Raw genomic sequence first — 10,641 nt, 5'->3', positions numbered from 1 at the left:
CGAGTCCGTCCGGGACGGACTGATCAGCAAAATGAGCGCCCTCCCCGACGAGCTGAGGCTCTCACTGACCTGGGACCAAGGGACCGAGATGAGCAGGCACAAGGAAGTGAAGATCGCAGCCGATATCGACATCTACTTCTGCGATCCCCACTCACCCTGGCAACGCGGCTCGAACGAGAACACCAACGGACTCCTGCGCCAATACTTCCCCAAAGGCACAGACCTCAGCATCTACAGCCAAACAGACCTCGACTACGTCGCCCACGAACTCAACGACAGACCCCGCCAACGATTCGACTTCTGCACCCCAAATGAGATGATCAGAACCTTCCTGTTGCGATAACCGCTAGAAACCGCCCCCTCAAAACGCGCACAACTGCGACCCAGTTGGGTGAGCGGGTGCTGCTGTGGGAGCGTTACTTGCCCAGGCCGGCTCGGCGGAGGGCTTCGGCCATGGCCGTGTCCGCGGGGGCTGGGCTGCCTTGGCGTTGGTTGCCCTGCCCCTGCCGGGGAGCACCTTGGCCAGATTGACCGCCACCGCGCTGGCCCTGGCCACGCCGCTGATCCTGACCGCCACCGCGCTGGCCACCGCCACCCTGGCTACCTCCGCGCTGGGCATCGCCACGCTGGCCACCGTCACGCCCACCGCTCCGGCCGCCGGCGCCACGTCCGCCGGGAGTGCCGGGTTCGTCGTCCAACCGCAGGGTCAGCGAAATACGTTTCCGTTCGGGATCGGCTTCGAGGACCTTGACCCGGACCACTTGCCCCGACTTCACAATCTCCCGGGGATCCGAGACAAACTTGTTGGACAGCGCGGACACGTGGACCAGGCCGTCCTGGTGCACTCCAACGTCCACAAAGGCACCGAACGCGGCCACGTTGGTGACCGTGCCCTCCAGGATCATGCCGGGCTTGAGGTCCGAGATCTTCTCGATGCCCTCGGAGAACGAGGCCGCTTTGAAGGCCGGACGGGGATCGCGGCCAGGCTTCTCCAACTCGGACATGATGTCCTTGACCGTGGGCAAACCGAACGTGCCGTCAACGAAGGCCTGCGGGTCCAGTGCCGTGGCCGGTCCACCGCCGGCGGCTGTGAGGATCTTGCGGGCCACGGAGTAGGCCTCGGGGTGCACGCTGGAGGCATCCAGGGGCTCGGCTCCCCCGGTGATCCGCAGGAAGCCCGCGCACTGTTCGAAAGCCTTGGCACCCAGGCGCGGTACCTTCTTCAAGTCACTGCGCTTGCCAAACGGGCCATTCTCGTTCCGGTAGGCCACAATGTTCTCGCTCAGCAACGGGCCGACACCGGCCACGCGGCTCAGCAGCGCGGGTGAGGCCGTGTTCACGTCAACGCCCACGGCGTTCACGCAGTCTTCCACCACCGCGTCCAGCGATCGGTCCAGCTTCGCGGCCGTGACATCGTGCTGGTACTGCCCAACACCGATCGACTTTGGCTCGATCTTCACCAACTCGGCAAGGGGATCCTGCAGTCGCCGGGCAATGGAGACAGCACCCCGCAGGGAGACGTCCATGCCAGGAAGTTCCGAAGCGGCCAAGGCGGAAGCCGAGTACACGGAAGCTCCGGCCTCCGAGACCACCAGCTTCTGGACTCCCTTCACACCTATGGCTTCGAGGGACTTGATGAGTTCCGTAGCCAGCTTGTCCGTTTCCCGCGACGCCGTGCCGTTGCCAATGGCCACGAGCTCAATGCTGTGCTGCTTGGCAAGGCGACCGAGCGTGGCAAGGGCTTCGTCCCACTTCTTGGCCGGCGCGTGCGGGTAGATGGTGTCGGTGGCAACCACTTTGCCGGTGCCATCCACCACAGCCACCTTCACGCCGGTCCGGAGTCCCGGGTCCAGGCCAAGGGTGGCGCGGTTTCCGGCCGGGGCCGCAAGCAGGACGTCACGCAAGTTGGCTGCAAAGACACGTACGGCTTCGTCCTCAGCGTCGGCGAACATGCGGCCGCGAAGGTCCGTCGTGAGCCGGTCCAGGATGCGCCCGCGCCAGGCGAGCTGGGCCGTCTGGGTAAGCCAGAGGTCGGCGGGACGGCCTTGGTTGGCGACCCCGAGTGACTTGGCCACAGCGTTCTCGTAACGCCCGCGGGCGGCGGCCAGGGCGTCGTCGTCGTCGGGGTCTGCTTCGGCGAGGTCCAACTCCAGGACGCCGTCCTTCTCACCGCGCAACAGCGCGAGCACGCGGTGTGAGGGCATTCCCGACGGAACCTGGGTGAACTCGAAGTAGTCCTTGAACTTCTGTCCTTCGGCCTCCATGCCCTTCTTCACACGGGACACCATGCTGCCTTGCTTCCACAGGCGTTCACGGAGGTCCTCGGCAAGATCCGGATCCTGGGCCACCCGCTCCACCAGGATGGCGCGGGCTCCGGCGAGCGCGGCGGCGGCATCCTCGATGGAGTGCTCAGCGTTGAGGTACCTGGCAGCCTCTGTCTCCGGGTTGAGCTGTGGGTTCGCCAGCAGGACGTCGGCCAGCGGTTCCAGACCGGCCTCGCGGGCGATCTGGGCCTTGGTGCGGCGCTTGGATTTGAAGGGCAGGTAGATGTCCTCGAGCCGGGCCTTGGTATCGGCACCAACGACGGCGGCCTCCAGTTCCGGGGTCAGCTTGCCTTGCGCTGCGATCGCCTCAAGGACGGTCTTGCGGCGCTCCTCCAATTCACGGAGGTACCGCAAACGTTCCTCGAGATCGCGCAACTGGGTGTCATCGAGCGTCCCGGTGGCTTCCTTACGGTACCGGGCGATGAAAGGAACGGTGGATCCGCCGTCGAGCAGTTCCACCGCGGCTTTGACCTGCCAGGCCTGGACGCCAAGTTCCTTGGCGATGAGTTGGTGGATGGCAGAGTCGGCTGACTGGTGTTGGAGATTTTGGGTCACCCTGACAGTTTGCCCCAGATGGCTGACAGTTTTCAGGTCCGGCCCTATGCCGGGGGCGCTGTTAGTGCTGTAGTTGGACCATGCAGGAACTGCTGATCATCCTCCAGGACGGATTCGCTTCCGATAACGTGACGGTTACCGTCAACGGCAAGGAAGCCGTGTCCGAGCGGGACGTGTCCACCAAGATGCTGCTGGGCATGGCCGACGAGGTCACGGTGGAACTTCCCGCGAAGGGAGCCACCGTGGGGGTTGAGGTCAGCAGCCGGAAACTCAGCGCAACCAGGAAGCTCGCGGGTAAGCCGAAGAGCCTGATCGTTTCGATCGAGAACGGCGAGCTGGTGTTGCGTGAAGGGACGGGCCGCGAGGCGTTCCTTTAGGGAGCGCTTCGCGGCGGCTGGATTACGTGCGGCTCGAGGCCGGTCAGTGGGCCATGTGCTCCTTGGCTGAAATGTGCTCTACCATCTCGCCCAGACGCTCTTCCGGGACGTGGTTCCGGGCGATATCTCCTTGGCTGATGATGCCAACCAATGTGTGGGCGCTGATGACGGGAAGCCGGCGGACCTGGTGTTCCTCCATCATCCGGATACATTCATCGATGCTGGCATCCGCATCAATCCAATAGGGCCTGCCCTGGGCGAGTTCGCTGGCGCGGACTTCCCGGGCATCCTTGCCTTCGGCCAGGCACTTAACCACAATGTCGCGGTCGGTGATGAAGCCGGAGAGCTTGCCATCGTTTCCGCAAACAGGAAGCGAACCGCAGTCCAGTTCCTTCATCTTGCGGGCAGCTTCCTCAAGAGTCTGGTCTTCAGGAATGCACCAGGCGTTGGTTGTCATGAATTCACGTACGACACTCATGGAATCCTCCTTCATCGATTGGGGTCATCGACGCAGGGTCCTGAGGGGCGGGGTCCTTGTGGGGCTGGGTCCTTCGGCTCCGGCGCCGATGGAGCCAGACTACGCCCGGCGGTGTGCACTGACCAGCCGACGACGCTTCCTGACACCCGAAAATTCCCCCATAATTCTCTGGATATAATCCATTCGTTGGAGTATTCTCATTTTGGGTTATTCACGGCTTCTGGGCATTGGCCAAACACCCCTTCGGGACTCCCCAACTCGCACCGCCTCGCCCTGAACCGTCATGCCGCCGATCCGCCCGGAGCAGGCCGACTCACAAGGTCCTGCTGCCCTCGGCACGGCATCGGCGAACGCATTGTTGTTTGCTTGCAGCGCGAGAAAGATCCTCCCATGGACATCCCCAACGTCCCCAGCACCCTCCTTGACCCCGTCCCCCATCACCCCACCGCCATCCCTTCTCCCCCTCTGCCCGCACCGTCGCCCGCCTCGTGGTCGTGGCCTACCGAAGACTGGTGGCGGTGCTGGCGTTCCGCCGCCGTGAGCGGCCGCTATGAAGGGAACCAGGCCGTCACGGGTCCCGTCGGCAGCGCGCTTGAGTTGAGGCTCGACGTCGATCCCCGCCAGGGCCTCGAATCTCCCGTCCTTAACAAGGTCAGTGGGGATTTCTTCAGCACCCGCCAGGTGAAAGTCGGCGGCCTGACACAGATCGTCAAGACCTATGTGGAGTCGTGGATCGTTGACGCCCCCGTGGTGACCATGACCCGCTCGGATGCACACATCACCGGAACGGTCCGCTTTTGGAAAGGCACCCACCCCACAACCACGGTGGACATCGTGGTCACGTGGCAGCACGGGGCCATCACGGGAGCCGTGGCAACGTTCACCGGCGGCGGCGTGGCGGGAGAGCCGTACGCCTGCAAGTACCGCTCCGACTGCTTCCGGGACGTCAACCTCGAGCTGGATTATTGCCAGTCCGTGGACATCGACCCCAAGGTCCCTGTGTACAACAGCCACGCTCATAACAACCGTCCGGCCGACCTTGCCGAGCGGACCCTGTCCATCGAGTCCTCTTACAAAGACGCCGGAGTTTCGGTAACCATCGACCCAGCGCACACGGTCATCGATGACAGTGCTGCAGGCTTCGCTTCGTGGAGTGTCGGTGAACTCCACGACGCCATGGAAACCTCGTTCGGCAAGTACAACTCGGGCTGGCCCGCGTGGAACCTGTGGGGTGTACAAGCCGGTCTCTTCGACAGCGCGGGCGTGGGTGGCATCATGTTCGACGCCGCTGCGGGCTTTGGCGGTGCCGGTCGCGGTCCCGACCGCCAGGGTTTTGCGGTCTTCCGCAACCACACGTGGTTCACCAACCTCGTCAGCAATCCCACCACGCAGGACCAAGCCTGGGCCATGCGGCATTTCCTCTACACCTGGGTCCACGAGGCCGGGCACGCCTTCAACTTCCTGCACGCCTGGGACAAGGCCCGGCCGGACTCGCTGTCCTGGATGAACTACGACTGGAAATACGATCAGCGCAACGGTGCCGACACCTTCTGGGCGAACTTCCGCTTCCGTTTCGACGACGACGAGTTGCTCCACATACGCCACGGCGACCGTGCTGCCGTCATCATGGGTGGCGATCCGTGGGCATCCGGTGGCCACCTCGAATCCCCTCCGGGTGCCATGACGGTCTCCGGGCCGGGCAGCGACGTGGAACTGGCACTGTCGGCCAAGAGCTACTTCGAGTACATGGAGCCGGTGGCCATCGAGTTCAGGTTGCGCAACACCAGCGATGCCCCCGTCCTGGTGGATGGCCGCTTGGATCCGCGGTACGGGAACACCACCGTCTACGTCCAGAAACCCGATGGAACCGTGGTGTTGCACGAATCCGTGGTGTGCTTCTACGGTCTGCCGGAGCTGGTGGCGCTGGCGCCTGCTGGCACCACGGACGGCAGTGACCGCTACAGCCAACTGGTCCAGCTGGCGTACGGGACTGTTGGCTTCGCCTTCGATGAACCCGGCCAATACCTGGTCCGGGCCGTGTATAGCACGGACGGCGTCGTCCAGGCCTCCAACACCTTGCCGCTGCGCGTGGGGTTCCCGGTCACCAAGGAAGAGGATCGCTTAGCCCCGGAGTTCTTCACCCGCGAAGTGGGCCTCACCCTGGCGTTCGAAGGTTCCATGTCCCCGCATTTGAGCAAAGGCCTGGACACTCTGACCGAAGCTGCCGAGCGGTTCAGCGGGGAGCCGTTGGGCGTCAAGGCCGCGACCGCCGTCGCGCAATCCGTGGGAGACGACTTCTACCGGCGCAAGGACGACAAAATGGTCAAGCACCATAGTGCCGACCCGCAGCGTGCACTCGCGCTGACCGACGCCGGACTGGCTACATTCCAGCAATCTGGTGCTCCCACGAGCAACCTCGCCTACCGCAATCTGGTTGAACTGCGGACGGCACTGCATGTGAAGGCCGACGATTCGGCGGCCGCGAAGTCAGAGGTTGACACCCTCGCCAAGGACCTGGGCACGCGGGGCGCCAACCCCAGCGTGGTGGCCCAGGTCAAGGAACTGATCCCTGCAACTCCGGCGGCCCGTTCCCGCCGGTCGGCTCCGAGGAAGCCCGCCACATAGTCGTCGGATGACTGTTTGACGCGTGGCTCCCCAGCAGCCGGTGACGGCGGCACCCCGCCCTTGGTGCCGCCGTCGCTCCTTGTCTGCGGCTACTCCGCGATGTCTTCGGCCCACAGTTCGGGGTGCTCGTCCTGGAAGGTGCGCATCATCTCCACGCATCGGGGGTCGTCGAGGACCACTACCTCCACGCCGCGGGAGCGAAGGAGATCGAATTCGCCGGGGAAGGTCTCGGCTTCGCCCACCACTACGCGCGGGATCTTGAACTGGATGATGGTTCCCGTGCACATCGCACAAGGGGCCAGCGTGGTGTAGAGCGTGGTGTCCCGGTAGGTTTTCTGCCGGCCCGCCGCACGGAGGGCGGACATCTCACCATGCGCGATCGGATCGCCGTGCTGCACACGTTCGTTGTGGCCGCTGGCGACGACTTCTCCGCCACGGGTCAGCGCGGCCCCGATAGGAATGCCACCTTCACTGAGGCTCTTCTGTGCTGCCTGGTACGCGGCTTCGAAACCGGGGTCCGTTGTGCGGGCTGATTCAGTCATGGGGGCAGTCTAGAGTGCACGGCCTCCTAAAATGTTGGGGCCCGCTGATAGCTTGGCAGCAAGGGTTCAGCTTTGCTTGGCGATTGTTAGGCGATAGGAGTAGGTCACCGTGTTCTTTCTCGATCCGGAGAGTGCTGGCGCACCGAAAGACCTGGTGTTCTCCGCGAGCGACCTCGTCATTGCGGCCACGTGCGAATACCAGGTGCTCCGCAAACTGGACGAGAAACTTGGCCGGACACCCGTTGCCTCCTTCGCCAAGGACGCGATGCTGGAACGCACCTCGAAATTGGGAGACGTCCACGAGCACAAGGTTTTGGACGAGTTCGTGGCGGAATTCGGTCCTTGGGATGCGGCTACTGGACGAGGCGTGTACGACGTCGTTCCCGCCACGGCAATGGATCGCACCAGCCTTTCGGCCAAGCATGCGGAATCCATCGACGCCTTGCGGTCCGGGGCTGATGTCGTGTTCCAGGCTGCCTTCTTCGACGGCGTGTTCCACGGCAGGTCCGACTTCCTGGTCAAGAAACCGGTCGGCACGTACGCCGTGTTCGACACCAAGCTGGCACGGCATGCAAAGGTTACGGCGCTGCTGCAATTGGCGGCCTACGGGGATCAACTGCTCAAAGCCGGGATCACTCCGGATCCGGTGGTCACGCTGGTCCTGGGCAACCGGGTCCACTCAGACCATCCCTTGGCCGAAATCCTCCCCGTCTTCAAGGAACGTCGTGATCGGTTCCTGCGGATGACCGCAACGCACATTGCCGGGAACGGCCCGGTTGAATGGGGCGATCCCCGCTACTCCGCCTGTGGACGTTGCGACTACTGCGCCGAGCAGGTCCTGTTGCATCGCGACCTCCTGATGGTGGCCGGCATGCGCATCAGCCGGCGCAAGAAGTTGATCGAGGCCGGGGTCACCACCATCGACCACCTCGCCGCGCTGCCCGCCGAGGGCGACCACACCCTCCTGCGGCTGCGCGAGCAGGCACGGCTTCAAACGGGCACTGGAACTCCGGACGGAACGGTCAACTACAAGGACAAGGCCGGCGTGGCCAAGACCGTCTCCTACACCGTCCTCCCGGACAACACGCTCGGCAGGCTGCCCGCGCCTGATCCCGGGGATATCTTCTTCGACTTCGAAGGCGATCCATTGTGGCAGGACCCTGCCACAGGAAGGTGGGGCATCGAGTACCTTTTTGGCGTCATCGAGAACCCTGCAGAACCTGGTGGGGAGCCGGTGTTCCGTCCCTTCTGGGCACACTCGCGGGAGCAGGAACGGCAGGCCTTTGTCGACTTCCTGGACTACGTGGCCAAACGGCGTGCCCAGTATCCGGGAATGCACATCTACCACTACGCCGCCTACGAGAAAACGGCCCTCCGCAACCTGTCGTTGACGCAAGTGGTGGGTGAAACCGCCGTCGACGATTTGCTCCGTCAAGGAGTGCTGGTGGACCTTTACGACACCGTCCGCCACAGCATCCGCGTTTCCGAGAATTCCTACAGCATCAAGAAGCTGGAGCCCCTCTACATGGGCCAGCACTTGCGCTCAGGTGACGTGACCGACGCCGGTGCCTCCGTGGTTGCCTACGCCGACTACTGCACGGCCCGGGACACTGGGGAGGCTGAACAGGCCGCCACGATCCTTGAAAGTATCCGCGATTACAACGGGTACGACTGCCTGTCCACGCTGGAACTGCGGAACTGGCTGCTGGGGCGAGCCGAGGAGCGTTCCATCTCCCCGGGCGGACCAGTGGAGGACGGGCTGGTAGAGAGCGGGCTGGTGGAGGGCGCGGCGCAGGCCGAACCCGAAGGGTACGAGGCTCCGCCGGAAGAGCAGGCACTCTTCGACTACCTTGACACCTTGCCGGAGACCGAGCGTACCTCGACGGATTCGCGGGCGATCGGCATCGTCGCGGCGGGCGTCGGCTACCACCGCCGGGAAGACAAGCAGCACTGGTGGGGGCACTTCGACCGGCTCGAGAAGCCCACTTCCCAGTGGGACGACGGCCGCGACATCTTCGTCGCGGACCACGCCGAGTTGCTGCAGGATTGGGCCAAGCCGGGGCCGCGGAAGAATCCGGTCCGGATCGTGAAACTGCTGGGCAGGTCGGGCGACGGCGCCGGGCTGGAACCGGGTAAGAAGTACTTTCGCATGTATGGTCCGCCCTTGCCCGACGCTTTGGTGGCCAAGGAGTCATCTGTGCTCGGCCGGGCCGGCTGGAGCTCTACGGAGGTCGTCGAAGTCGGTGAGGACGGAGACCTCGAAGCCGTCACCATCGCCGAGAGCCTCCGCAAGGACTCCACGGAGTTCAGCCAACTGCCCATGGCCCTGACGCCGGACAGCCCGATTGCCACCACCGGCCAGCGTGCTGCGTTGGCCGCATTGGCCACCAAGCTTCGGGCGGCCTTGCCGTCCTGGCCGAAGGACCCGGCACTGGACCTGGTCCGCCGGAAGCCACCGAGGCTGGCCACCCTGACGGAGTTGCCTGCAGTCCCACCGGGACCGAACGGCTACATCGAGGCCATCACCGAGGCCGTCAAGGACCTGGACAACTCCTACTTGGCGGTCCAAGGCCCTCCCGGCAGCGGGAAGACGTACGTTGGAGCCCACGTCCTGGCCAGGTTGGTGGCTGAGGGGTGGAAGGTAGGCGTCGTGGCCCAGTCCCACGCCGTGGTGGAACACATGCTGTGCGCCGCCGTGGAGAAGGCCGGCGTGGATCCGTTGCGCGTGGCCAAGGAAGTCAAGCACAACGATCCTGTGCCGTGGAACGGGTGCGCCAAAGGGGACGTCGAGGAAATCCTGTCCACGCCCGGCGGCGCGCTGGTTGGCGGAACGGCCTGGACCATGGTGGGAAGCACCGTCCCGGCCGGGTCCCTGGACCTGCTGGTCATTGACGAAGCCGGTCAGTTCTCCCTCGCCAACACCATGGCTGTCAGCCGGGCCACCAAGCGGCTCCTGCTCCTGGGCGATCCCCAGCAGCTACCACAAGTCACGCAGGGAAAGCATCCGGAACCAGTGGACGAGTCAGCGCTGGGCTGGCTTTCGGACGGGTACAACACCCTCCCCTCCGAGCTGGGTTACTTCCTTGCCCACTCGTGGCGAATGCATCCGGCCCTGTGCGGGGCTGTGTCCGATCTGTCCTACGACGGGCGTCTCGAAGCAGCACCCGTCGCGTCAAAGCGGCACCTCGCGGGAGTGGAGCCCGGGGTTGCGTGCGTCTACCTTGACCACACGGGCAATTCCACATCCTCCCCCGAGGAAGCCGCAGTGGTGGTGCAGCAGGTCCAGGCGCATCTGGGCTTGTCCTGGCTGGATCCATCCGAGGAAAACGACGGTCCCCGTCAACTCTCCGAGTCGGACATCCTCGTCGTCGCGGCCTATAACGCCCAGGTCCAGCTCATCAAGCACCACTTGCGGGAAACCGGGCTCGGCGCGGTCCGGGTGGGGACGGTGGACAAGTTCCAGGGCCAGGAAGCACCGGTGGTCATCGTGTCCATGGCGGCCTCCGCCGCTGGAGAAGTTCCCCGGGGCATGGAGTTCCTTCTCTCACGCAACCGGATCAATGTGGCGGTGTCCCGCGGAAAGTGGCGTGCCGTCGTCGTGCGTTCGCCCGAACTGACCAACTACCTCCCGACGCATCCCGAGGGCCTCGAAAACCTGGGCGGTTTCGTAGCCCTCTGCCAGCGCGCCCAAGCACCCAACTGAGTCGCACTAGTGCGCGTTTTGAGGCCTCAAAACGCGC

At 64.4% G+C, this 10,641-nt stretch carries 7 protein-coding genes; 4 read left to right on the top strand and 3 right to left on the bottom strand.

Annotated elements, in window-relative coordinates:
• The coding region (locus ACIQTZ_RS09140; RefSeq protein ID WP_402979707.1) for an IS30 family transposase at positions 1 to 343 on the top strand (343 nt) is incomplete at its 5' end.
• Between the two features lie 73 nt (positions 344 to 416).
• On the opposite strand, the gene ACIQTZ_RS09135 is transcribed toward ACIQTZ_RS09140, so the two are convergent.
• A complete protein-coding gene (locus ACIQTZ_RS09135) occupies positions 417 to 2,879 on the bottom strand; it encodes a Tex family protein (protein ID WP_402979704.1) in 2,463 nt (820 codons plus the stop codon).
• Positions 2,880 to 2,959: 80 nt separating this feature from the next.
• Between ACIQTZ_RS09135 and ACIQTZ_RS09130 the strand changes: the two genes are divergently transcribed.
• On the top strand, positions 2,960 to 3,256 hold the full coding sequence (locus ACIQTZ_RS09130) for a hypothetical protein (RefSeq protein ID WP_402979701.1): 297 nt from the start codon (positions 2,960 to 2,962) through the stop codon (positions 3,254 to 3,256).
• A 43-nt stretch (positions 3,257 to 3,299) separates the two neighbouring features.
• On the opposite strand, the gene ACIQTZ_RS09125 is transcribed toward ACIQTZ_RS09130, so the two are convergent.
• Positions 3,300 to 3,734, bottom strand: coding sequence for a CBS domain-containing protein (locus ACIQTZ_RS09125; protein ID WP_402979698.1), 435 nt, complete (start codon positions 3,732 to 3,734; stop codon positions 3,300 to 3,302).
• Between the two features lie 390 nt (positions 3,735 to 4,124).
• On the opposite strand from ACIQTZ_RS09125, the gene ACIQTZ_RS09120 reads away from it, so the two are divergent.
• Positions 4,125 to 6,359, top strand: a complete 2,235-nt coding sequence (locus ACIQTZ_RS09120) for a hypothetical protein (RefSeq protein ID WP_402979695.1) — start codon at positions 4,125 to 4,127, stop codon at positions 6,357 to 6,359.
• 89 nt (positions 6,360 to 6,448) lie between these two features.
• Here the strand turns inward: ACIQTZ_RS09120 and ACIQTZ_RS09115 are convergent, their stop codons facing one another.
• Positions 6,449 to 6,901 carry a nucleoside deaminase gene (locus tag ACIQTZ_RS09115; RefSeq protein ID WP_402979692.1) on the bottom strand — a complete coding sequence of 151 codons (453 nt, stop codon included), beginning with the start codon at positions 6,899 to 6,901 and terminating at the stop codon, positions 6,449 to 6,451.
• A gap of 109 nt (positions 6,902 to 7,010) precedes the next feature.
• Between ACIQTZ_RS09115 and ACIQTZ_RS09110 the strand changes: the two genes are divergently transcribed.
• Complete coding sequence (locus ACIQTZ_RS09110; protein ID WP_402979689.1) at positions 7,011 to 10,604, top strand: TM0106 family RecB-like putative nuclease; 3,594 nt, start codon at positions 7,011 to 7,013, stop codon at positions 10,602 to 10,604.
• Positions 10,605 to 10,641 lie beyond the last annotated feature (37 nt).

Source organism: Paenarthrobacter sp. NPDC090520 (assembly GCF_044769205.1).
In the GTDB taxonomy this organism is placed as follows: Bacteria; Actinomycetota; Actinomycetes; order Actinomycetales; family Micrococcaceae; genus Arthrobacter.
Note: the sequence above shows the minus strand (reverse complement) of the source record. Positions and strands in the feature narration are given on the sequence as shown.